This window comes from Sorangium sp. So ce176, from assembly GCF_051519835.1.
Lineage (GTDB): Bacteria > Myxococcota_A > Polyangia > Polyangiales > Polyangiaceae > Sorangium > Sorangium cellulosum_G.
Window position 1 is genome coordinate 5011154 of the sequence record NZ_CP150371.1, and the last position, 23108, is coordinate 5034261.

Below are 23108 nucleotides of genomic sequence, written 5' to 3' on the forward strand. Positions count from 1 at the left end.
CGCGCTCCTTATCTTGCGCCGGCGACGACGCGGGCGCGCACCGTCTCGACGAGCGCGCCGAGCTGCGGCGACAGCTCGACCGCGAACGCCGCGCCCGGCGCGGGGTCGTCGTCGATGCGCCGCATCGCCTCCGGCAGCGCGACGAGCTGCTCGCGCACGCGCGCCCGGATCGCGTCGAGCCCCTCGGGCGGCGCGACGCGCGCGCCGCGCTTCATCACGGGCGCGAGCAGCGGCTCGGCCCCGGCGCCCAGGGGCTCGCTGTCGAGCGCGATGACGTCGCGCGCGAGCTTGCCGGCCTGGTCGTGGAAGCGGTGCACCTGGTGCGCGCCGGGCAGGGTCGCCTTCCCCTCCGAGAACTTCGCGATCGGCGTGCGCTCGCCCGCGACGCCCGGCTCGACGTCGCCGATCTCCACGAGCTTGTAGACGCCGCCCAGCGAGGGGGCGTCGATCGAGGTCACGAGGTCCGTCCCGACGCCGTAGAGATCGATGGGCGCCCCGGCGCGCCTGAGCTCGGCGATGCGGTGCTCGTTGAGATCGCCCGACGCGACGATCTTCGCCGAGGCGCACCCCGCGGCGTCGAGGATCCTGCGCACGGCCACGCTGAGCGCGCCGAGGTCGCCCGAGTCGAGGCGCACGCCCTTCAGCTTGTCGCGCGCGATCGCCGCGGCGCGCGCGGCGCCGACGAGCGTGTCGTACGTGTCGATGAGCAGGATCGCCGCGCTCGGGAAGACGGCGACGTAGCTCTCGAACGCGGCCTCCTCGGTCGGGTGGGCCATGGTCCACATGTGGGCGGCCGTGCCGAGCACCGGGATGCCGAAGCGCATCCCGGCCTCGACGTTGGAGGTGCCGACGCAGCCGACCGCGTACGCGGCCCGCGCCGCGTCTATCGCCGCCTCCGGGTGAGCCCTGCGGGTGCCGAACTCCATGACGCCCGCGTCGCCGGCGGCGAGGACGACGCGCGCGGCCTTCGACGCGATCGCTGTCGCGTAGTTGATGGCCGACAGGGCGAACGTCTCGATGAGCTGCGCCTCGATGAGCGGCGCCGTGACCCGCAGGAGCGGCTCGTTCGGGAAGAACACCGTCCCCTCGGGGACGGCCCAGGCGTCGCCGTGGAAGCGGAAGCTCCGCAGGTACGAGCAGAACGCCGGCGTCATCGCGTCGGCGAGCGCGGGGATCGCGCTCAGGTACGCGATCTGCTCGTCGGTGAAGCGGAGCCCCTCGAGGTAGCGCACGACCCGGTCGAGCCCCATCGCGACGAGGAAGCGGCGGTGCTTCGGCAGCCGCCGCACGAAGAGCTCGCACGTCGCGACGCGCGAGGTCATGCCGCGGTGGAAGTACCCCGCCGCCATCGTGAGCTGGTAGAGATCGGTGTGCAGAGCGTCCACCGCTCATGGCTAGAGACGCTGGACGGAAGGGTCAACCTGAACATCGCGCGGCGGATGCCCCTGTCGCTGCGTTCCACACGCCGCGCTCCCGGGATGGCCGCGGGTGGTCTAAGCTCCGCGGCCGTGGCAGCGAAGATCCTGGACGGCAAGGCGATCGCACAGAAGGTCCGCGACGAGGTGCGGGAGGGGGTGGCTCGCTTCGCGGCCGCCCACGGCCGGCCCCCTGGCCTCGACGTGGTGCTCGTCAGCGAGGATCCGGCCAGCGTGACCCACACGCGGACCAAGGAGAGGATGTCGAACGAGGTCGGCATGCGGGGCCGGCTCCTCACGCTCCCCGCCGCGACGACCGAGGACGCGTTGCTCGCGCGCATCGCGGAGCTCAACGCGGACGACACGGTCGACGGGATCCTCGTCCAGCTCCCGCTGCCGGCGCACATCCGGGAGCAACGCGCGCTCGAGGCCATCGATCCCGCGAAGGACGTCGACGGGCTCCACCCGGTGAACGCGGGGCTGCTCGCGATGGGCCGCCCGGGCGTGCTCGCCCCGTGCACGCCGAGGGGGTGCATGCGCCTGCTCGCCGAGGCGGGCGTCGAGATCGCCGGGGCCCGCGCGGTGGTGGTCGGGCGGAGCAACCTCGTCGGCAGGCCGATGGCGGCGCTCCTGCTCGCGCAGCACGCGACGGTCGCGATCGCCCACACGCGCACGCGCGATCTGCAAGCGCTCTGCCGCGAGGCCGACATCCTCGTCGTCGCCGCGGGCAGCCCGGGGCTCATCCGCGGCGACTGGATCAAGGAAGGGGCCGCCGTGATCGACGTCGGCCTGAACCGCAACGAGGCAGGCAAGCTGGTGGGCGACGTCGATTTCGACGCCGCCAGGGAGCGCGCAGCGTGGATCACGCCGGTGCCGGGCGGCGTCGGCCCGATGACGATCGCCTCGCTGCTCGAGACGACGCTGCGCGCGGCGGAAGCGCGGGTCGCGGCGCAGTAGCCGTGGCCGCGCCGGGGTGGGAGGCGACGGCGCGGCGCGCGGCAGCGGGCGCGGGGGCCCTCGCCCTCGCCGCGCTCGCGGGCTGCGGCGACGCGGCGCCGAGCGGCTCACCGCGCGCGTCGGCCGGCACCGCGACGAGCCCGGGCGCGGGTGGCGCGGGCGAGACGCCGGTCGAGGCGATCCTCGCCGAGCTGCGGGCGGACCGCGACGCGGCGCTGCTCGCGCACGCGTCGCGGACCGGCTGGCCCATCCCCGTGGACGGCGGGTATCTCTTCGTCTCGACAAGCGCGAGCCTGCGCCTGCTCGCTGGCGAGCACGACGCGTGGACCGGCGCGGCGATGACCGGCGACGCCGGCTTCCACTGGATCGTGCAGAGCGTGCACGCGGGCGCTCGCTACAAGTTCACGGACGGGACCGCGTGGGCGGCCGATCCGTGGTCGCGCGCGTGCACCTACGACGCGTTCGGCGAGATGAGCCTCGTCGCGCCCCGCGAGGCGCACCTCGAGCGCCACTTCGCCGTGGGCGACGCCGCGATGGCGCCGCGCACCGTGCGCGTGTGGGTCCCGGAGGGGGCCGTCGACAGGGTCCTCTACGTGCACGACGGCCAGAACCTCTTCGATCCCGCGGGCCCGGCGGGCGGCTGGCACCTCCAGGATCACGCGCCGCCGGGGGTGCTCCTCGTCGGCATCGACAGCACCCCGGCGCGGCTCGCGGAGTACACGCACGTCGAGGATCGCATCGAGGAGGGCGGCGCGCTGATCGGCGGCGAGGGCGACGCCCATGCCGACTTCCTGAGGGACACGGTCCGGCCGCTCATCAGGGCGCGCCACGGCGAGCCGGGTCCGATCGGGATCATGGGCTCGTCGCTCGGGGGCCTCATCAGCTTCCACGCCGCCGCGCGCCACCGGGGCGAGTACGCGTTCGCCGCGAGCCTTTCCGGCACGATGGGCTGGGGCAGCATCGGGGCGGGCGTCCGCCACGAGACGATGATCGAGCGGTACGCGGCGCACACGGAGCGCGCGGCGACGCTCTACCTGGACTCGGGCGGCGGCGGCGATTGCGTCGACGACGACGGCGACGGCATCGAGGACGACGATCCGGCGGCGGCCGACAACTACTGCGAGAACCTCCAGCTCCGGGACGTCCTCACGAGGGCGGGGTCGCCGTACGTGGAGGGCGAGAGCGTGTTCTACGCGTGGCACGCGGGCGCGGCGCACGACGAGGCGGCGTGGGCCGCGCGCGTATCCGAGCCGCTGCGGATCTTCGAGGCGCTGTGACGAGGGAGCCTGCGCGACAGGAGCCGTCCCGGCAGCCGGCAGAGGCCCTCGCCCGGGACGAGCGCGCCGCGGCGTTCGTGGCGCGCGAGACCGCCGTCGCCTGCCCGCCGTTCGTCCCCGAGGTGAGGCTCCACCTCGCGACCGAGGTCACGCCGCTCTGGCACGCGACCGAGGCGGCGCTCGCGCGCGCGGGCGTGCCGCCGCCCTACTGGGCGTTCGCGTGGGCCGGCGGGCAGGCGCTCGCGCGGTACCTGCTCGACCACCCCGCGGTCGTCTCCGGCAAGCGCGTGCTCGATCTCGCCGCCGGCGGGGGCGTCGTCGCGATCGCCGCGGTCCGCGCCGGCGCGGCGCACGTGAGCGCCGCGGACATCGATCCGTTCGCCGCCGCGGCGCTCCGGCTGAACGCGGCGTTGAACGGCGTCGCCCTCGACGTGATCGCGGAGGACCTCACGGCGAGCGCCGCAGGCGGCGCGTGGGACGTCATCGTGGCGGGCGACGTCTGCTACGAGCGCGCGATGGTCGACCGCGTGCTTCCGTGGCTGCGCTGGCAGGCCAGGGACGGGGCGGCGGTGCTCGTGGGCGATCCGGGGCGCTCGTATTGCCCCGCGGAAGGCGTCGAGGAGATCGCGCGTTACCTCGTCCCCACCTCGCTCGACCTCGAGGGCCGCGAGCAGCGCGAGACACGGGTGCTGCGGCTGCTGCCGCTCGCCCGGGGCGCCGGGGTGGATTCACCGCCCGATGGAGCTTAGGAACACGTCATGAGTCGATCTGCGATGGTCCTCGGCAGCGTCCTGCTCGCCACCGCCTGCGGGCGGGGCGACGTGGCTCCAGCCTCCTCCACGACAGGCGCTGTGTCTGGCACCGAGAATCGAGCTCGGCCTTCCGCGGCCGCGACCCCGGCCACCTCTGTATCGCCCGCTCCGTCGGCGCCGAGCACGACGACCCCCGACGCGGCGGCTGGCGCCGGGAGCCCCGGCGCCGCCCGGGAGGCGCCGGACGATCCTCGCATCGAGGAAATCCGGAAGAAATACGCGGAGATCCAGGCGGACAAGGGGCTGAAGACGAGCGAGCTCCGCATGGCCTGTCCTGCTGACGAGGGACGCGCCGAGATACGGCTGCACCAGAAGAACAACGCCGTCTCGAAGGCAGAGCTCAAGGACATCGCTGCGGGAGACGCCGGGTCCACCTACCAGTTCTATTATGACAAGGGACAGCTCATCTTTGCCCTGAATGACGCCATGCCCTTCGGCGATGTCACGGCGACCCGCCTTCTGCAGCGCAGGTACTATTACCACCAGGGCAGCCCGATCCTCTGCACGAGGAAGAGCGTGGAGGGCCCCGGCGATCAGGTCGAGTCCCTGCTGCACAAGGCGCCCAACGAGCCTCATGACTGCTCCTTCGCGCCCAAGGTGCAACGGCTGGCCTCGGTGGTGCTGAAGGGCGCGGCGGCGACAGACGAGCTGAAGAAGCTGCTCTGCCCGCAGCCGCCCAGGTAGGCCGGCCGGTAGGGAGCGTCCGGCGGCGGGGCTTCAGGAGGGGTGACCTCCCTGCCCCGCTCCCCCCTCCAGGACCACGCCCGCAGCGTCTCCGGCGCCGGGCGCGCCGAGCCGACCCGCGCTCAGCCGCTGCGGCCGTCCGCCGAGCGCCGCGGCGAGCGCCGGATCGTTCGTCGTGAGGAGGGTCGCCTTCCCCTCGGCGCGGCGCTGCGCGATGAGCTCGATCACCGTGCGTACCCCCTCGGCGTCCAGGCCGTTCGTCGGCTCGTCGAGCACGAGCAGCCACGGGTCGCCCACCAGCGCGGCGAGCAGGAGCGCGCGCTTGCGCTGGCCGAACGACAGCCCGGAGAGGCGCTGCCGGTAGAAGGCGCCCGCGCCGATCCGCTCGACCCACGCGCGGTCGAGCGGCGGCGCCTGCTTGAGCGCGCGCACGAGGGCGCACAGCTCGGAGACCTGGAGGTCGGGCAGCGCCTCGGTCGCGTCGGGCGCGTAGCCGAGGCGGCGCCGCGCCGCGGCCCCGCCGCCGTGGATCGGATCGCCCGCGAGCGTCACCGCGCCGCGATCGGGCTCCAGCACCCCGGCGACGATCCGCAGCAAGGTCGATTTGCCGGCGCCGTTGCCGCCCATCACGACCGCCACGTCGGAAGGCCCGCAGCGGAGATCGACGCCGGAGAGCACGTCCCTGCCCGCGAGCCGCTTGTGGATCCCCGTCGCTTCCAGCATCACCGCGCCTTCCCCTCTCGTGCCGCGGCGCCGCGCTCGCGGCTCCGCGAAGACAAGCGCGCGCCGGCGGGCCCCGCGAGCCACGCGGCCGCGGGAGCCCAGGCCGCGAGCGCGAGCTCGCGCAGCGTCCATGCGGTCGCGGTCGCCGCCACGACGGCGGCGAGCACCGTGAGGAGCACCCGGCTGCTGTCGCGGCCGTCCTCCCGCACCGACCAGCGGACGCAGCCGAGCGCGACAGCCGACAGGAGCAGCCCCGCGAGCGCCGCGCCGCCGAGGACGCGCAGCGCCGCGAGGGGCGCCGCGCCGTGGAGCGCGCCGACCGCCGCCCCGTGCGCGAGCGCGAGCGCCGTCACCGGCGCGGCGACCGCGGCGGCGGCGGCGCCCGCCCTGAGCGGCGCGGCCGCGCCGCAGGCGGCGAGGAGCCACGCGATCCGCCGCTCCTCGCGGAGCACCGGGCCGGCGAGGCCGGCGCCCGCGCAGAGCGCAAACGGCGCGAGCGCGACGAGCGACGCCGCGGCGAGCGGCTCGTCCGCGAGCGGCCCGATGCTCCGGGCATAGGCAGCCCCGATGAACGCGCCGAGCGCCGCGAGCGCCATGGCGCGCGCGAGCACAGCGCGGTGGCCGCGCACGAGCGCCGCCATGTAGGCGAGCGAGAGCGAGGCGAGCGCGCCGCCCAGGACGGGCGCAGCGGAGGGGATCAGCGAGGGCTCGCGGCCGGCGGCGACCTCCGGCGCGCGCACGAACGCCGCGCGCAGCCCGACGACGAGCGCCGGCGCCGCGCAGGCGAGCAGGATCGGCGCGGGCGCCCCGAGCAGCATCGCGCCGGCGAGCAGCGACAGGGGCGCGAGCTCGCGCGCGCCGCGCGGCCGGGCGAGGAGCATCCCGTGCGCCGCGACCGCCGCGGCGCCCGCGGCGCAGCCGGCGAGCGCCCCGGCGGCCGGGCCGTCGAGCGCGCCGACGCCGATCGCCCAGAGCGCCACCCAGGGGAGCTCGGCGACAGCGAGGAGCAGCGCGTGCGCCCCGAGGAGCTGGGCCCGCGGGACGGGCAGCGCGCGCAGGAAGAAGGTCGTCGGAGCGCGGAGCAGCGCGCGCGCCGCGGGCATCGCGACGAGAAGCCACACCGCCCACAGCGCGAGCCGGAACCGGAGCGACTCGCCCGCGAGGCCGGTGAGCTGCGAGGGGTGCATCCCGTTGCCCCCGAACACGACGGCCGCGACGAGGCCGAGCCCCATGTACAGCGGCATGGCGCGCGCGACGGCGTCCTTGCCGGCCGTCGAGGCCAGGGTGCGCAGGACGAGGGCGAAGCGGCGCAGCACGTCACGTGCTTGTACCCCGCGGCGGGCTGGATGTTCCCGGAGGAAGCGCCCCGAGCGGCTGGCGGCGCCGACGCGCGCGGCCGGGTCCCGGTGAGCTCCGGAAGGCGTAGAATCGCCCGGGTGAGCCGCTCCCCTGGGCGCCGTGGCGCCTCCCCCATGCAGCTCTCGCTGTTCGATCCAGCGCCGGGACCCGCCGCCGCCGAGGCGCCCGCGGCGAGCGAGCCCGACGCGATGGCGGCGGTCTACGACGACGCCGCCCGCGTCGCGGCGCGGCTGCCGAGAGGCGTGCTCCTCGGCACGAGCTCGTGGAGCTTCCCGGGCTGGCAGGGCCTCGTCTACGCCCGGCGGCGGAGCACGGAGGAGCTCGCGCGCGACGGCCTCGCCGAGTACGCCCGCCACCCGCTGCTCACGACCGTCGGCATCGACCGCAGCTTCTACGCCCCCATCCCCGACAGCGACTTCCGTCGCTACGGGGCGCAGCTCCCGGACGGCTTCCGGTGCGTGTCGAAGGCGCTGCACGCCGTCGTCTCCCAGACAGTGCATCAAGGGCAGACGCCCTCGGGCGAGGAGGGAGCGCAACGCGCCGACCGCGCGCGCGTCGAGCCGAACCCGGACTTCCTGTCGGTGCCGCTCTTCCTCTCGCGCGTCGCCGCGCCGCTGCTGTCCTCGTTCCGGGCCCACGCGGGGCCGGTGCTGCTGGAGCTGCCCCCGGTCGGCCCGTCCCACCGGCTCCCGCCGCGCGCGTTCTTCGAGCGGCTCGACGCCTTCCTGGGCGCGCTGCCGCGCGAGCTCACCTACGCCGTCGAGATCAGGGAGCGCGCATACCTCACCGGCGAGTACCGGGAGATCCTCGGCGCGCGCGGCGTCGCCCATACCTACAGCTACTTTCGCACCATGCCGACGCCCGGGCCCCAGGCGGACGTTGTGCCCGTCTCGAACGCGCCTTTCGCGCTCGTGCGGCTGCTGCTCAAGCCGGGGCGCCGCTACGAGGCGGAGCAGCGCCGGTTCCACCCCTTCGATCGGGTGGTCGAGCCCGATCCCGCCATGCGCGCGGAGGTCGCGCGGATCGTGTGCGAGGCCGCGGCGCTGGGCATGGAGAGCTTCGTGCTGGTGAACAACAAGGCCGAGGGGTCGGCGCCCCTGACCGTGCGCGCGATCGCCGAGGAGGTCGCCGCCGCGTGGGAGGCGCCGGGGGCGGCCGCGGGGAGGTGATCCCGGCCATGAGCGAGCGGCCAGCGCTGCGCGCGCTGCGCTGAGGACAGGCTGGAAAGGGCCCCCCGACGCGGCGGATCTCGGGCCAGCGCGGCGCGCTCCTCGGGGTTCCGGGGCGCGAAAAGCCTCTCCCCGACCTGCCATCCGTGCAACACCTCGCGCTCGTGGCCGGGCGCCGGCGCGCCGGGCTGCGGCAGAGGACGCGCACAACGCTGGAGGTGCCCCGTGAAACGCAGTGAAGCTCCGGCCCGGGCCGACGTCGTCATCGTCGGCGCGGGCCACAACGGTCTCGTCGCCGCCGTCCTCCTCGCCCGCCGCGGGCTCGAGGTGGTGGTGCTCGAGGAGAAGGACGCCGTCGGCGGCGCGGTGAAGACCGAGCACCCCTTCGCGAAGGCGCCGGGGCTCGGCGTCTCGAGCGGCGCCTACCTGCTCGGGCTCGCCCCGCCCGAGCTGCTGCGCGAGGTCGGCGTCGACCTGCCCCTCCGGCGGCGCGATCCGCACTACTTCGTCCCGACGACCGACAGGCGCTACCTGCTCTTCGGCTCGGACCAGGCCGCCATGAAGCGGCAGTTCCTGGAGTTCTTCTCCCAGCGGGACTGGGAGGCGAACAGCGCGCTCCAGGCCGAGCTCGCCGCGCTCCGGGACGACATCGCCCCGACCTGGCTCCAGGAGCCGCTCTCCATCGAGGAGACAGCGGAGCGCCACGTGCGCCCCGCCCTCCGGCAGACGTTCGTGGCGCTCTGCCGGGGCACGATCTCCGAGTACCTGGCGCGGTTCGGCTGGAAGAGCGATCTGCTCCAGGCGATGTACGCCGTGACCGACGCCTTCTCCGGGCTCGCGGGCGGCTTCGACACGCCCGGCACCGGGATGAACTTCCTCGTCCACAACATGTGCCGGCTGCCCGGCGCGGACGGGACGTGGATGATCGTCGAGGGCGGGATGGGCACTGTCAGCCGCCTCTTCGCCGAGAAGGCGAGGTCCGAGGGCGCGACGATCGTCACCGGCGCCCGGGTCGCGCAGATCGAGTCGTCCGGGGGCGCCGTCTCCGGGGTGCTGCTCGAGGACGGCACGCGCATCGCCGCGAAGGTGGTCGTGTCGAACGCCGATCCGTTCCGCACCCGCGCGCTGGCCGGCGAGGCGGCGATCGGGGCGCCGCTGTCGGCGCGGCTCGACGCGCTGGCGAGGGACGGCTCGACGCTCAAGGTCAACATGGCCCTGACCGGCCTGCCAAGGTTCACGTGCCTCCCGGAGGACCGCGGGCAGTTCGGGCCGACGATCCACCTCCTGCCGGACGAGGACGTCGTGATGGACACGCTGCGGCAGGCCCACCGCGACGCGATGAGCGGGCGCCTCCCCGAGTTCCCCGCGATCGAGTGGTACTTCCACACGCCGATCGACCCGAGCCTGCGCGACGCGGAGGGCCACCACAACGCCGCGCTCTTCGTGCAGTGGGTGCCCTACGCGCTCGCTGGCGGCGAGGCGTGGGCCGAGGCCGCGCCGCGCTACGTGAAGCACCTGCTGTCGATCTGCGATCGCTTCGCGCCGGGGATGAGCGATCTCGTGCTGGACACGTTCACGCTGGCGCCGCCGGACATCGAGCGGCACTTCGGGATCACGCGGGGGCACATCCACCACATCGACAACGGCTTCGGCTTCGCCGATCGCGTGCCGTACCGGTTCGGGCTCGCGGGGCTCTACTCGTGCAGCGCCGGCACGCACCCGGCCGGATCGGTCATCGGCGCGGCGGGGCACAACGCCGCCAGGGCCGCGCTCGCCGACCTGGGGAAGTGAAGCGCGGCGGGCGACGTCATGGAGCCCCGGGTGCCGCCGCTCGCACGTGAGGGCAGGTCGCCCGACAATCCGCGTCGGAGCACGGCTCCACGTCGACAGGCCAAAGCTGACCTGCATAGCGTGATCGCGCCTTGGAGGCCGGACCACACCGGATGAGCCAAGTAGCTCCCCGCGCTGGTCCGGCGCTTCCGAGCCCAAAGGGCCCGATCACGTGTCGGTCCCGCGACATTTACAGAAGGCGGCTTCTGCGAAGCCGTTCCGGAGCGCCCGGGCTGTGTGCCTCTGGATTCCAGCATTCGCTGGCGCGCCGTATCGGCGCGCGCACCATCGGATCCAACCAACGAGAGGATTTCGGATGAAGTGGCGCCTCTTGGTGATGGGAGCGCTGGCTGTGGTGGCGGGATGCAGCAGGGAGCCGCCTGCTCCCGGCGAACCGCCGGGCGAGACGGCGCTGAGCGAGGGGGAGACGATCCTTCGCGAGCACCTGAAGCAACATCGTCCATCCATCACGCCTGGCACTCCGGAATACGGCGTCTTCATCAAGGACGTACTCTGGGATGTCTATCCCGAGCTGTCCGCGCACCCGAAGAAGGATGAGATCCGCAGGTTTGCGACCGAGTACGTGAATCGCCCTGATTCACCAGCGCGGTGACGTTCGCCCTCCCCGCCGCAGGGCCTCGAGACGGCCCGCGCCAGCCCGCCCGAAGCTGCTCCACACCACACCTCGCGATGTACATTAGTCACCATGGCCTTCATTCCACGTGGGCGGGGCCGCCACGTGGACTGGCTGATGATGAACGCATCCGCGCTTCCAGGCACGTCCGATGCGTTCATGGATCTTACAGCCGGAAAACCCCGACGCGAAGAGGCGCTTCGAACGAGGTGGTCTATCCTTGCAGCTGATCTACCCCGAGCTCTCCGAGCACGAGATCGTCACGTTCGCGGCCGACCATGTGAATCGTCCTCCCGACCCCTCGCGAATCGAGCACGCGGAGCCTGCGCCCGAGCTGCTCGAGCAGACGCCGAACCTGCAGCCCACGGCGATCACGGGGTTCAACCGGGCCAACGTGGTGAGCTATGCCTACACTTGGGCGATTCACGGCAGCATCAACCGGAATCTGATCTATCCCAACTTCACCGACAACGACTGCACAATTTCGTGAGTCAGGCCATCCAGGCAGGCGGTGCATCCATGTCCGGACCCGGATCCTGCTCGCACGAGTCAACCACGTCAGAGTGGTAGCCGCCGGCGGCGGCCTGGGCGCCGGCCCCGAGGTCGCCTCCAGCGCCCTGCCCGCCGGCGCCCAGGCCGCCGCCGGCCCCGAGGTCGCCTCCGGCGCCCTGACCACCGGCGCCCAGGCCACCGCCGGCCCCGAGGTCGCCGCCGGCCCCGAGGTCGCCGCCGGCCCCGAGGTCACCGCCGGCCCCGAGGTCGCCGCCGGCGCCTTGCCCATCGGCGCCTCCCTGACCGCCGGAGGCCTGGCCGCCAGGTCCGCTCCCTCCGCCGCTACCCTGCGCGCCGGCGCCCTGGTCGCCGGCGCCGCCGCTCTGCCCGCCAGGAAGCGTCGGCGCCGGCATCGAGGGCGGCGACGGCGGCGGGAGGTCCGACCGCGATCGTTCGTCCACGCAGGCGCCTCCGGCGAGGGCGGACAGGAGCAAGGGCAACTGCAGGAGCAGATGTCGCAGGGGCATGTAGGACGTCGAGCGCATACCGGTGCACCGTGCCTTTCTTGGGTCGTTTCGCGGCTACATGGAGCGAAGGCCGGCCCATGCCCAGTGTCCCGGTGTTCCAGATGTTCATCCGCTGCACGGCGCCGCTTCAGTGGGGGCGGCCGTCCGGCGCCTGTCGCGCAGCGCGCCGCGCCTCACCGTCCGGCCCTGGCGGATCAGCGCTCATCCGGCCGCACGCACGACGCGCCCCTGCGTCGTCACCACGGCGCGCTCGAGGGGCGCCTCGGCGTCCGCGCCGACGCTCACCCGCGCTCCCGGCCACACAACGCACCCGCGCAGCGCCCCGGCCCCCTCGACCCGCGCTCCCGCGCCCACGACGCTGCCGGTCACGTCCACGCCCTCGGCCACGGACGCGCCCGGGCCGACGTGGCTCTGCAGGCCGCGCTGCGCGAGCCAGCGCGCGCTCGCCGCGAGGTACGCGGCGACAGTGCCGATGTCGTGCCACACGGCCGGCGCCGCGAACGTCGCGAGCGCGCGCCCCTCGCGCAGCCACGGCAGGTACACGTCCCCCACCATGCAGCCGCGCGGCGGCAGCCGCCGCCTGAGCGCCTCGCCGACCACGTGCACGCCCACGAAATCGCCGCCCGCGACCTCCTCGCCGAAGCGCTCGCCGCGCAGCCGGACCACCTCGCCCTGCGCGCCGACGCCCACGGTCCCCTCTCCGGCCGGCCTCGGCGCGACAGCGAGCGTCGCGGCCGCGCCGCGCTGGCCGTGCGCCGCGCAGAGCGCCGCCACGTCGAGGTCGATCAGGATGTCGCCGTTCCAGAGGACCACGTCGCCGTCGCCGAGCGCGCCCGCCGCGTTCGCGAGTCCCCCGGCGGTGCCGAAGGGCTCCGGCTCGTGAAGGACGTCGACAGGCACCGGGAACGCCGCGATCAGGTCGCGCGAGAAGCGCTCCGCGAGGTGAGACTTGTTCAGCGCGGCGCGCCGCACGCCGCCCGCGGCGAGCTGCTCGGCGATGTGCGCGATCAGCGGGCGATCGCCGAGCCACAGGAGCGGCTTCGGCAGCTCGTCCGTGAGCGGGCGGAGCCGGGTCCCGAGCCCCGCGGCCAGGATCATGGCAGAGGCCATGCGCGGGAGGATCGCCCCTTCGCGGGAAACGTCAAAGAAATCGAGGGCGAGCGCGCGGGGCGCGGGCACGAGGCACGGCCGCGGATCGACACCCCGGGGCCCCGGGAGCTCACTCCCCCCGCACGAGGAGCTACCGGGCCGCAGCCCGCCTTCCGGCACGCAGATCCGGACGACGCGCGCGAGGTCGCCGAGGATGCGTTCGACCGCCCCCATTCCGCCCGCCTTGACCGCGCGGCCGACGCCGCTCCGGCGGCTGCGTCGGCCCGGTCGTGCCCGGCCCGACCTGGGCGCGATCCGGCGACCTGGGCGCGATCCGGCGACGGAGCGCTGTGTGCTCTGCGCGGGCGCGTCCGTCGCCCTCCTGCGGGCGAGTGGGCGGCCGAAAACTCGACGCCCCCGGTCGCCGCGTGGTAGCTCCGCCGGGTGCGTTCAACTGCGCTCGCCGTCCTCTCCGCCGCGCGGCGGAGCTCCGCGCCCTGGGCCGCGGCCGGGTTGCTCGGCTTCGGGGCCGTGATCCTCGCAGCGCAGAGCTGCGGCAACGACGCCGTGGGCGTCGACGCCTGCCGGCGGATCGAGACGGCCCGGTGCGAGGCCGCCGCCGTGTGCCCGGAGTGGGTCGGAACGGCCAGCGCCGACGAGCGGGTGAAGACCTGCGTCGAGTTCTACTGGGACCAGTGCCTGCACGGCATCAAGGGCGTCACCACCAGCACGGGCACCGGCGCCGCGCTGGCGGAGCCGGCGGAAGCCCAGGTCCAGGCCTGCGTCGACGCGGTCGGCGCGACGCGCGCGTGCGCGAGCGACAAGGTCGCTTCCATGGCGGAGTGCTCCGCCGAGCTCGCGGACGGTGAGGATGGCTCGCTCAGCCCCTGCGGCGTGATCACCGAGCGGGCGCACGCGCTCGAAGCGTGCGCGTTCGTCGGCACGGACGCGCCGACGGAAGCACCGGGCGGCGGCGGCGCCGGCGACGGTAGCGCCGGCGGCAGCAGCGCGGACGGAGACGGCGGCAGCAGCGCGGACGGCGGTAGCGGCGGCGCCGGCGGCAGCAGCGCGGACGGCGGGGGCGGCGCCGGCGGCAGCAGCGCGGACGGCGGGGGCGGCGGCGCCGGCGGCTCCGCTGAGCCCTAGCCCAGCAACGATACCTCCGAGCAGCTCCATGCGGAGTCGCAGCGTCACGATCGCGGTGACCAGTACGACGCGAGCGGCAATCAGCGGATGTGGACCTTCCGAGGCGCCCCCCGCGAGATGATCTGGAACGAAGAGAGCCTGACCTGCCCCGAGGGCTGGAGGACGCGGCAGGGATCGTCTGGAACCAGTTGTTACCGAGCAGGCTGCTTGATGGCTGGAAGATCCGGCTCCGTGACGGCCATCGTCGACCCGGATCTGAAGCCAGGACCGTGCTTCAGCGGCGGCCAGCGGCTCGGCCCGTGACGCGCGGCCATCACGCGCGATCCCCGCCCTCTTCGCTGGTCCTTCTGCGCGCGGCGCCCGCCGCACGCCGAGGCGGGCGCCTCCCGCGGCTCGAGTCGCCCGTTTCAACGCTTGCAACGGCCCGCTCGGTCCCCGAGCCGCCGCTTTCAACGCTTGCAGCGGCCCGCTCGGTCCCCGAGCCGCCCGTTTCACCGCTTGCTTCAAGCCCTGCAACGGTCGGATCCCGCCCCGCCCTGCCCTACATCCAGCCAGGGCCCCGCCTCAGACGAGGTCGAGCAGCTCGTCCTTGAGAGCCGCCGTCCCTGGCGCCCTCCGCTCCACCGCCTCGGTCAGCGCCGCCGCCGCACCCGCGCGAGCGCCGCGGCGTCGCCGTCACGCGGAGCACGCCCCTCACGCCGGCTGCGTTTGCCCATGAGCGAGGCGCCCTATCGTCACTCACGTCGGTCGAAGGATGCAGGATTGCTCTCGCCGCAAGCGCTTTACTACGCGACGACGCGGGCGCTTTGCCTGGCAATCCCAGGCACCGAAGCGCGATGTGCTCGGCGTGATCGCCGATCGCGCCAGTTGCTCGGAAAGCGCCGATGCGATCGAGACACCGACGCTGGAGCCCGTGACCGAACAGGCGTTTCCACGGCAATTCAGATCCGGTGTCGGAAATGAGCCCCACGCATCCGGGGCTCCCCACGTCTGAGCTCGCGCTCTGCCAGCAGAGAGACGCCGCGAGGGCGCCCAGGACACGAAGGTTCGGGCCGCGCGAGGCCGGCGAGCTGTTCTGGCGGCGGTCAGGCGACGCGGCGGGCGCTCTCGCGCTGGGTCGGCGCCGCTCGACGGCGCCGCGCGCCGGCCGCCGCCCTCCCCGCGGGTGCGGCGCCGCGTTTCAGGTGGCGCCGTTCCCCGGCTTGGACTAGTGCCCCCTGCCGATGGGCCGAGCTCGTGCTGCTTTGGAAACCTGGTTCGGCGCGCGTCGCCGGGACGCCTCCCCCCTCTCCCGCGCCCTGACCGGCCGGCGCGCGCTGGCGCTCGGCGCGCTCGCGCTCGCGCTCGCGGCCTGCAACGAGGGCACCGGCGCTGCCGACGACGAACAGCCGATCCAGACGTCGCTCACCATCGACCCGCTCGCCTTCCTGGGCGACGTGCGGTGCTCGAACGAGCCGGGGGCGATCCGCAGCTACGTCGCGACCCTCACGGACGAGAGCGCGGCCGGCGGGCCGTTCACCCTCGCCTCGTCCCCGCCGATCCCCTGCTCGTCGCGCGTGTCGTTCACCTACGTCGTCGCGGGGCACGAGTACACGGCGAGGATCGACGGCTACGAGCAGTACGCCGAGGAGCTCACGCCCGTCGGCGACGAGACGTCCGGCAGCCGCCACATGCTCCTCGACGGGGCCCCTGTCGCGCCGCGCTGGACGTGGGGGTGCCCCGGCCCTGACGCCGCGGACGGCGCCGACAAGCTCGTGGCGGCCACGGGCGTCAACGTCGTCGTCCAGGGCTGCGACCCGCTCACGGGGCCCATCGACCCGGCGAGCGCGGCCATCGTGATCGACCCGGCGAGCGCGCTCGGCGCGCTGCGCTGCGAGGGCGACGACGGCGCGATCGCGTCGTTCGATGTCGTCCCCCAGGACGGCGCGCTGGCGCCCGTGCTCGGGGTCGGCTGCCCGCCCGCCGAGCCGGTCGTCTACGACCTCGGCGTCGACCCAGGGCGCGCCTACTTCTTCCGCCTGGAGGCGAAGGACGCCGCGGGCGACCTCCTGTTCGGGGCGAGCTGCTTCGCCGCGGCGAGCGAGGGCGTCACGGTGACGGCGACCTGCGACGCGCTGTCCGCGACGGGCGCGCTCGAGATCGACCTCGACGCGCTCCTCGCCGAGGCGGACCTCGCCTGCGGCGCGGCTGCTTCCACCTACACCGCGACAGTGCCGCCGCCCGAGGGCGACCAGCCCGGGGCGGAGGATCTCCAGGTCGGCCCCGTGCCCTGCGGCGACCGCGCGCTCCTGTCGGCGCTCGCCCCCGGCGCGTACGAGGCCACGGTCGAGGTGCGCGACGCCAGGGGGGCCTCGGCGCTCTCCGCGACGTGCCGCGGGGAGGTCCGCCCCGGCGCGACGACCCGCGCCGCGTGCAGCCGCCTCCCCTGAGCCTCCGGCGCAGCCTCGATCTGCCCGCGCGTCCCGGCCGCGCGTCCCGCCGCCAGAGAGACGCCTCGGGGCCGGCAAACCCTTTGCGCCGGCCTGCCCCTTGGAGTACCTGAACGCATCCGTCGCATCCCCTGAACAGCGCGGGTCAAGGGCGCGCGGCGGAGGCCGAACTCGCCTCATCGCTCGTCGATAGAGGCCGGAGGCGCCTCCGCCGACCCGCTCGACGCTCGAGCCGCGCTGGGATGGGCCTCTACGACGGGGCCGCGCGCGCCGCGCTCGCCCCGCGCCTCGGGTGCAGATCCCATGGAAGAGACGTCGAACATCCAGCAGAAGGTCCCGGTCAGCATCCAGGACGAGCTCCGGACGAGCTACCTCGACTACGCGATGAGCGTGATCATCGGCCGCGCGATCCCGGACGTGCGCGACGGCCTGAAGCCGGTGCACCGCCGGATCCTCTACTCGATGAACGAGCAGAAGATCGGCCCCGGCGGCTCGCACAAGAAGTGCGCGCGCGTCGTCGGAGACGTCCTCGGCAAGTACCACCCCCACGGCGATCTCGCGGTCTACGACGCGCTCGTCCGCATGGGGCAGACCTTCAGCCTGCGCTACCCGCTCATCGACGGGCAGGGCAACTACGGCTCGGTCGACGGCGACTCGCCCGCGGCCATGCGGTACACGGAGTCGCGCCTGTCGCGCATGGCCGTCGAGCTGCTCGCCGACCTCGACAAGGACACTGTCGACTTCGTCCCGAACTACGACGACTCGGAGCTCGAGCCGAGCGTGCTGCCGGCCAAGTTCCCGCAGCTCCTCGTGAACGGCTCCGGCGGCATCGCCGTCGGCATGGCGACGAACATCCCGCCGCACAACCTCGGCGAGATCATCGACGCGACGATCGCCATCATCCGCAACCCCGACGTCGCGCTGGAGGAGCTGCTCCACCTCGTCCCGGGGCCCGACTTCCCGACCGGCGGCCTCATCTACGGCAAGAGCGGGATCGTGCAGGCGTACACGACCGGCCGCGGCTCGATCACGATGCGCGGGCGCAGCCAGGTCGAGAAGACGATGAAGGGCGACCGCGAGCAGCTCGTCTTCACCGAGATCCCCTACCAGGTGAACAAGGCCCGGCTGGTCGCCAAGATCGCCGAGTGCATGAAGGAGAAGCGCATCGAGGGGATCAGCGAGGTGCGCGACGAGAGCGACCGCGAGGGGATGCGGATCGTCGTCGAGCTGAAGAAGGACATCTTCCCGCAGGTGGTCCTGAACCAGCTCTACCGGCTGACGGATCTCCAGGCGACGTTCGGCGTGATCAACCTGTCGATCGCGAACGGGCGCCCGGCCGTGCTGAGCCTGAAGGACACGCTCTCGCACTTCATCGAGCACCGGCGCGAGGTCGTGACGCGGCGCTGCCGCTTCGAGCTCCGGCAGGCCGAGTCGCAGCGCGAGCTCGTCGAGGGGCTCGGGATGGCGACGAGCGACATCGATCGAATCGTCGCGACGATCCGGGCCTCGAGCGACACGGAGGAGGCGCGGGAGAACCTGCAGAAGCTGCCGCTGCGCGGGCTCGGCGAGTTCCTCCGGCGCGCCGGCCGTCCGGAGCCCGAGTGCGTCGAGGCGGACGGGCGCGGCGACTACTTCCTGTCGGAGCGGCAGGCCAAGGCGATCCTCGAGATGCGGCTCTCGCGCCTGACCGGCCTCGAGCGGGAGAAGCTCGCGAAGGAGTACGGCGAGCTGTCGCAGACGATCGAGCGGCTCCGGGCGATCCTCGCGGACATGGGGCTGCTCATGAACGTGATCGTGATGGAGCTCGAGGAGATCAAGGCGCGCTTCGGCGACAAGCGGCGCACCGAGATCGTGCCGGCCGAGGCCGAGATCCAGATGGAGGACCTGATCCAGGAAGAGGACATGGTCGTGACCATCTCGCACGCCGGCTACCTGAAGCGGACGCCGACCTCGACCTACCGGGCGCAGCGCCGCGGCGGCAAGGGGATGGTGGGGATGGAGGCGCGCGAGGAGGACTGGGTGAGCCAGCTCTTCGTGGCGTCGACGCACTCGTACGTCTTCTTCTTCAGCGACAAGGGCAAGGTCTTCGTCAAGAAGGTCTACGAGATCCCGCAGGCGCCCCGGAACGCGAAGGGCCGGGCGATCGTGAACTTCGTCGGGATGGAGCCGGGGGAGAAGGTCGCGGCGATCACGCCGGTGCCGAGCTTCGACGGCGAGACGTTCGTGGTGACGCTGACCCGCCGCGGGCAGATCAAGAAGACGGCGCTGAACGAGTACGAGAACTACAGGGACAAGGGGATCATCGGCGTGCGCATCGAGGAGGGCGATCAGCTCTTCACGGCGGCGCTGACCGACGGCAAGCGCGAGCTCGTGATCGCGACGCGGAGCGGGATGAGCATCCGCTTCCCCGAGGACCAGGTGCGCCCGACCGGCCGCGCCACGATGGGCGTGAAGGGCATCGAGCTCGAGGACGGCGACGTGGTGGTGGGCCTCGGCGTGAGCGGCGACGGGCGCGACCGGGTGCTCACGGTGTGCGAGCGCGGCTACGGCAAGCAGACGGCGCTCGAGGAGTTCCGGCTCCAGAGCCGCGGCGGCAAGGGCGTGATCCTGATCGACGCGAGCGAGCGGAACGGGCCGGTCGTCGGGGTGGCCATGGTGAGCCCGAGCGACGAGGTGCTGATCGTGACCGACCGCGGGCAGATGATCCGCACCAAGGCGAGCGAGATCCGCGAGACGGGGCGCAACGCGCAGGGCGTGCGGATCATGCACGTGGGCCAGGACGAGCGGGTGGTCGCGGTCGAGGCGTTCGCGGCGGAGGCCGCCGAGGCGGCGGAGAGCGGCGGATCGACGCCGCCGGCCGCGGAGGGGACCAACGGGGTCGCGGATCACGCGGGCGCGGACGGCGGCGGGGCCGACGGCGGCGGGGCGGACGGCGGCAGCAGCGACGTGAACTGAGAGCGTCGACCCGGGGGCCTGGCCCCGAGGGAGAGGTCGCGCGCGCGACCCCTCCCTCGGGGCCCACGGGGGTCGTTGGCTCGCCAGGTCGGCGAGGCGGGCGGATCGCTAGAGCGATGTCTCGGCGATCTGGGTTGTCGATCCGCGCGCTGGGTCCGGACGGTGCATCGCGGCCCGTTCATGGGCGCGGATGAGCGTCGCGAGCTCGGCCACGTGAGCGTCGTCGGCGCTCATGGCCGCGAGGGACTCGGCGAGGCGCAGGACGTACTCGACGTTGGAGCCGCTCGGACCGTGGGACGCGAGCACCTGCGCGACGATCGCGGGGAGCGGCGCCTCACCGAGGTAGTCCGGGTTGTCCGGAGTGGCCATGTAGACGATGGCTGTCCGGGCCGCGCGAGACGGCGTGTCGTCCGCCATGAAAAGCGGCATGTCGTGGCGGGCATAGCCGCCCTTCTCGCGGTGATCGAGCGCGCGGAGCACCCCGTCGAGATCGGGCTCGGCGACCCGGTAAGCCATCCCCCAGCAGCGCGCGCCTGGCTCGGGGACGAGCGTGACCACCCGGCCCGGCGCGCCGGGGACGCCGCGATGATCGGTGGAGCCCTGCCAGAAACGGCGCGCCCACCCCGTGATGTACCCGGGCGCCATCTGCTCGAAGCGAAACGCCGGCCGCCAGATCAGCGACCCGTAGCCGAAGATCCAGGTCTCGCGCTGCACGGGACCATCCTACCAAACCAGGCTGCCGGCCGGGGCCGCCCCGCGCGCCCAGGGCCGCGCGGGCTCGGCGCGCCGGGCGCCCGCTACCGGCGCCCCTCTCTGAGGCCCTCCACGGACCGCGCGCCGGGCCGCTCCAGCGGCTCCCCGCTGCGACGCTCGCGCTCGGCCTCCCTGGCCCTCCGCTCCTCGGCGTCCCTCTGCAGGAGCTCGTCGCGCTCCCGCTGGTCCTCCGTGGCCTGCCGGGCCCTCTCGGCGGCCTCTCGCGCGGCCCGCTCGCTGGCGAGCGCCAGCTCGAGGTTGTACTCGGTCTGGCGGATCTCCTCGAGCTGCGCGGTGATCACCCGGTTCTGGCGAACCACCTTGATGATCCCCAGCGTCGCCCCGGCGACAAGCAGCGCGAGGCCCGCCATCACCCCGACGATCAGCGTGCGCTTCCTCCGCTGCGCCTGGCTCGCCAGCCGGAGCACGGCGTCCAGATAGCGCTGCTCGCGCGCGGGCAACTGGCCCTGATGATAATCGCTCTCGCGGAAATGGCGCGCCTCCTCGGCGAGCTTGCCGCGCCAGACGGTGTCGTCGGCAGAGCCGCTCGACTCCCACTGCCTCGCCGCCACGCGCAGCTTGTCGAGGAACGCCGCGTCCTTCTGGTTCTCGTCCAGCCAGCGCAGCAGGGTCGGCCAGCGCTCGATGAGCGACTCGTGCACGATCTCCACCGTGCTGCCGGCGTCGTCGCGCCCGCGCTCCACGGCCAGGAGCCGCGCGTCCGAGAGGACCTGGACGACGCCCTCGAGCTCGTCCGGGTCGCCGGGCAGCTCGCGGAGCTCCCTCAGGCTCGCGATGGCCCTGGTGCGCTCGGGCGTGACCAGGCGCTCGAACACGGCCCGGCAGAGCTTCGCCTGGCGGACGCTCATCCCGGCCAGCACCGTGTCGGCGTGGCTCGCGAGCGTGCCCGCCACGCCGCCGATGGCCTCGTAGCTCGCCCGCGTCAGGAGCCGGCGCCCGCGATCGCGCAGGTCCCACCAGCGCGCCGCCATGAACTGCAAGAGCGGCAGCGCGCCGCGCGTCGTCTCCAGCACGTCCAGGATGCCCTCGACCAGCGCCGGATCCTCGATCTCGTACCGCGCCGCCTGGACAGGCCGGGTCAGCGCCTCGCGCAGCCCCGCTCGGCCGATCGGCGGCAGGACCACGAGCCCGCGGGTCACCGCCGCCATGAAGTGCCTGTCCTCCGCCACCCGCTCGATGAAGTCCGACCGCAGCGACAGGATCACGCGCAGCGGCGAGGAGGCGTCGTCGGCGACGCCGCCGAGGCACGAGAGGAACGCGGCGCGCTCGCCGGCGTCGCAGGAGAGCGTGTAGAGCTCCTCGAACTGGTCGACGAAGAGCGCGACGCGACGCTGCTTGCGGGCCGACCACGCGCGCAGCTCGGCCCCCAGATAGCCCGGCTCGGCGCGCAGCCGATCGAGCAGGCGCCCGCGCGCGTCCTCGTCGTCGAGGGGCGCGGGGCGCTCCGAGCCCCCCTTGGACATCAACGAGGGGTGGCTGAGCAGATCGGCGAGCGCCGCCATCGGCTCGCGCCCTGGCCGGAGGATGAGCGACTCCCACCCTGCGCCCGAGCGCTTGAGCGCCGGGACGATCCCCGCCCTCACGAGCGACGACTTCCCCACCCCCGACGCGCCGACGATCGCGAGCAGCGGCTGGCTCCGGAGGCGCGTCACCATGCTCGCGACGTCCTCCGCGCGGCCGAAGAAGCGGTCCGCGTCCGCCTCCTGGAACGCCGACAGGCCAGCGAAGGGGCTCTCGTCGGCCCCGAGGACGATCTCGTGTCGCGCGGGCAAGAGCGGCAAGAGCTCCGAGAGGAGCTGCTGCGCCGAGGCGGTGCGCTCGGCCTTCCGCTTGCGCAGGCAGCGATCGATGATCCCGGCGAGCGGGCCCAGGTCGGGGCGCGCCTCGTCGAGCTCGGGCATGGGCTGATCGAGCGCGGCGACCTGCATGAGGCTGTGCACCGTCACCGGCGCGAGCGGGTGCGCGCCTGTCACGAGCTCGTGGAGCATGATGCCCACGGCCCAGATGTCGCTGGCGTGATCGATCCCCTCCCCGGTCCACTGCTCCGGGGACATGTACGGGATCGTTCCCATCAGCGCGCCCTCGCGCGTCAGGGTCGTCCTGAGCGAGGCGGGAGGGCGCTCGACCGCGCCGCCGACGTCCGTGTCGAGCAGCTTGGCGATGCCGAAATCGAGCACTTTGATCGCGCCGGACGCCTCCAGCATGATGTTCTCGGGCTTGAGATCGCGGTGCACGATGCCGAGCTTGTGAGCGCACGAGAGGGCGCGCACCACGGGCACCATCATCTCCACGGCCGCGCTCGCGGACACCGGCGCCGTGGCGGCCCCTTCACCGGCGCCGGGGGGTCTTCGCTGCTCCATCCAGGCGCGGAGGCTCTGCCCTTCGATGTACTCGAGCACCATGTACGGGTATCCGTCGTGCTCGTTCACGTCGTGGATCGTCACGATGTTCTCGTGCTTGCAGAGCGCGGTCGCGCGGGCCTCGACGAGGAAGCGCTGCAGCCGGACGCCGCTCAGGGTGGTGACGACCTTGATGCCGACGAGGCGGCCCAGCCGGACATCGCGGGCCAGGAAGACGGTGCCCATGCCGCCCCGGCCGAGCTCGCGGATGAGCTCGTAATGCCCGATCGTGCTGCCGCCGGTGAGCGGCAGCACGGAGGCCTCGTCGCTCGATCCCCGGCGCGAAGACGCCGTCCTGTCCGGGGCGGGCTCCGGCGCGCGCGGATCGCGGGTAGCCCACCCCGCGCTCCCTTGCCCGGCCACCAGGGTGCTTGTCAGGCCGCAGTCGCTCACGACGGGCGGGACTCTCTCTCGACAAGGCGGCGGGACCACCGCAG

Annotated in this window: 18 protein-coding genes; 11 read left to right on the forward strand and 7 right to left on the reverse strand. The window is 73.7% G+C overall.

Features of this window, described 5'->3' with window-relative positions; translation table 11 throughout:
* Positions 1 to 8 precede the first annotated feature (8 nt).
* Positions 9 to 1385: a nicotinate phosphoribosyltransferase gene (locus WMF42_RS18650; protein WP_437693393.1), complete on the reverse strand. Its 1377-nt coding sequence runs from the start codon at positions 1383 to 1385 to the stop codon at positions 9 to 11.
* Positions 1386 to 1508: 123 nt separating this feature from the next.
* On the opposite strand from WMF42_RS18650, the gene folD reads away from it, so the two are divergent.
* Genes folD through WMF42_RS18670 form a run of 4 tightly spaced genes read left to right on the forward strand, consistent with a single transcriptional unit; the run spans position 1509 to position 5145 of the window.
* Entirely contained in the window at positions 1509 to 2372 is an 864-nt protein-coding gene (folD, locus tag WMF42_RS18655; protein WP_061613334.1) for a bifunctional methylenetetrahydrofolate dehydrogenase/methenyltetrahydrofolate cyclohydrolase FolD, read from the forward strand.
* Between the two features lie 2 nt (positions 2373 to 2374).
* Complete coding sequence (locus WMF42_RS18660) at positions 2375 to 3649, forward strand: alpha/beta hydrolase (RefSeq protein ID WP_437693394.1); 1275 nt, start codon at positions 2375 to 2377, stop codon at positions 3647 to 3649.
* The gene (locus WMF42_RS18665) at positions 3646 to 4398 is read left to right on the forward strand and encodes a class I SAM-dependent methyltransferase (protein ID WP_437693395.1); all 753 of its coding nucleotides are present in this window, start codon (positions 3646 to 3648) and stop codon (positions 4396 to 4398) included. The genes WMF42_RS18660 and WMF42_RS18665 overlap by 4 nt, the downstream gene beginning before the upstream one ends.
* A 9-nt stretch (positions 4399 to 4407) precedes the next feature.
* A complete protein-coding gene (locus tag WMF42_RS18670) occupies positions 4408 to 5145 on the forward strand; it encodes a hypothetical protein (RefSeq protein ID WP_437693396.1) in 738 nt (245 codons plus the stop codon).
* A gap of 33 nt (positions 5146 to 5178) precedes the next feature.
* Here the strand turns inward: WMF42_RS18670 and WMF42_RS18675 are convergent, their stop codons facing one another.
* Positions 5179 to 5868, reverse strand: coding sequence for an ATP-binding cassette domain-containing protein (locus WMF42_RS18675; protein ID WP_437693397.1), 690 nt, complete (start codon positions 5866 to 5868; stop codon positions 5179 to 5181).
* Entirely contained in the window at positions 5868 to 7184 is a 1317-nt protein-coding gene (locus tag WMF42_RS18680) for a hypothetical protein (RefSeq protein ID WP_437693398.1), read from the reverse strand. The genes WMF42_RS18675 and WMF42_RS18680 overlap by 1 nt, the downstream gene beginning before the upstream one ends.
* A gap of 120 nt (positions 7185 to 7304) precedes the next feature.
* Here WMF42_RS18680 and WMF42_RS18685 point away from each other — a divergent pair, with 120 nt between their 5' ends.
* From WMF42_RS18685 to WMF42_RS18700, 4 genes are all read left to right on the forward strand, one after another.
* Entirely contained in the window at positions 7305 to 8396 is a 1092-nt protein-coding gene (locus WMF42_RS18685; RefSeq protein ID WP_061605437.1) for a DUF72 domain-containing protein, read from the forward strand.
* A 225-nt stretch (positions 8397 to 8621) separates the two neighbouring features.
* Positions 8622 to 10187 (forward strand): phytoene desaturase family protein, encoded by a 1566-nt coding sequence (locus WMF42_RS18690; RefSeq protein WP_061605438.1) that lies wholly within the window; start codon positions 8622 to 8624, stop codon positions 10185 to 10187.
* A 355-nt stretch (positions 10188 to 10542) separates the two neighbouring features.
* Positions 10543 to 10839 carry a hypothetical protein gene (locus WMF42_RS18695; RefSeq protein ID WP_061605439.1) on the forward strand — a complete coding sequence of 99 codons (297 nt, stop codon included), beginning with the start codon at positions 10543 to 10545 and terminating at the stop codon, positions 10837 to 10839.
* 241 nt (positions 10840 to 11080) lie between these two features.
* The gene (locus WMF42_RS18700) at positions 11081 to 11350 is read left to right on the forward strand and encodes a hypothetical protein (RefSeq protein WP_437693399.1); all 270 of its coding nucleotides are present in this window, start codon (positions 11081 to 11083) and stop codon (positions 11348 to 11350) included.
* A 1-nt stretch (position 11351) separates the two neighbouring features.
* Here WMF42_RS18700 and WMF42_RS18705 read toward each other — a convergent pair whose 3' ends face one another.
* Positions 11352 to 11813 (reverse strand): hypothetical protein, encoded by a 462-nt coding sequence (locus tag WMF42_RS18705; RefSeq protein WP_437693400.1) that lies wholly within the window; start codon positions 11811 to 11813, stop codon positions 11352 to 11354.
* A gap of 267 nt (positions 11814 to 12080) precedes the next feature.
* Positions 12081 to 13202 (reverse strand): nucleotidyltransferase family protein, encoded by a 1122-nt coding sequence (locus WMF42_RS18710; protein ID WP_437693401.1) that lies wholly within the window; start codon positions 13200 to 13202, stop codon positions 12081 to 12083.
* A gap of 210 nt (positions 13203 to 13412) precedes the next feature.
* Between WMF42_RS18710 and WMF42_RS18715 the strand changes: the two genes are divergently transcribed.
* The 3 genes from WMF42_RS18715 to gyrA all read left to right on the forward strand — a co-directional run bounded on the left by WMF42_RS18715 (position 13413) and on the right by gyrA (position 19498).
* The gene (locus WMF42_RS18715) at positions 13413 to 14114 is read left to right on the forward strand and encodes a hypothetical protein (protein ID WP_437693402.1); all 702 of its coding nucleotides are present in this window, start codon (positions 13413 to 13415) and stop codon (positions 14112 to 14114) included.
* A gap of 1244 nt (positions 14115 to 15358) precedes the next feature.
* Positions 15359 to 16543, forward strand: a complete 1185-nt coding sequence (locus WMF42_RS18720) for a hypothetical protein (protein WP_437693403.1) — start codon at positions 15359 to 15361, stop codon at positions 16541 to 16543.
* Between the two features lie 303 nt (positions 16544 to 16846).
* Positions 16847 to 19498 carry a DNA gyrase subunit A gene (gyrA, locus tag WMF42_RS18725; protein ID WP_061606899.1) on the forward strand — a complete coding sequence of 884 codons (2652 nt, stop codon included), beginning with the start codon at positions 16847 to 16849 and terminating at the stop codon, positions 19496 to 19498.
* Positions 19499 to 19606: 108 nt separating this feature from the next.
* Here gyrA and WMF42_RS18730 read toward each other — a convergent pair whose 3' ends face one another.
* Complete coding sequence (locus WMF42_RS18730; RefSeq protein ID WP_081426289.1) at positions 19607 to 20212, reverse strand: gamma-glutamylcyclotransferase; 606 nt, start codon at positions 20210 to 20212, stop codon at positions 19607 to 19609.
* 83 nt (positions 20213 to 20295) lie between these two features.
* Positions 20296 to 23064, reverse strand: a complete 2769-nt coding sequence (locus tag WMF42_RS18735; protein ID WP_437693404.1) for an nSTAND1 domain-containing NTPase — start codon at positions 23062 to 23064, stop codon at positions 20296 to 20298.
* Between the last annotated feature and the right edge of the window lie 44 nt (positions 23065 to 23108).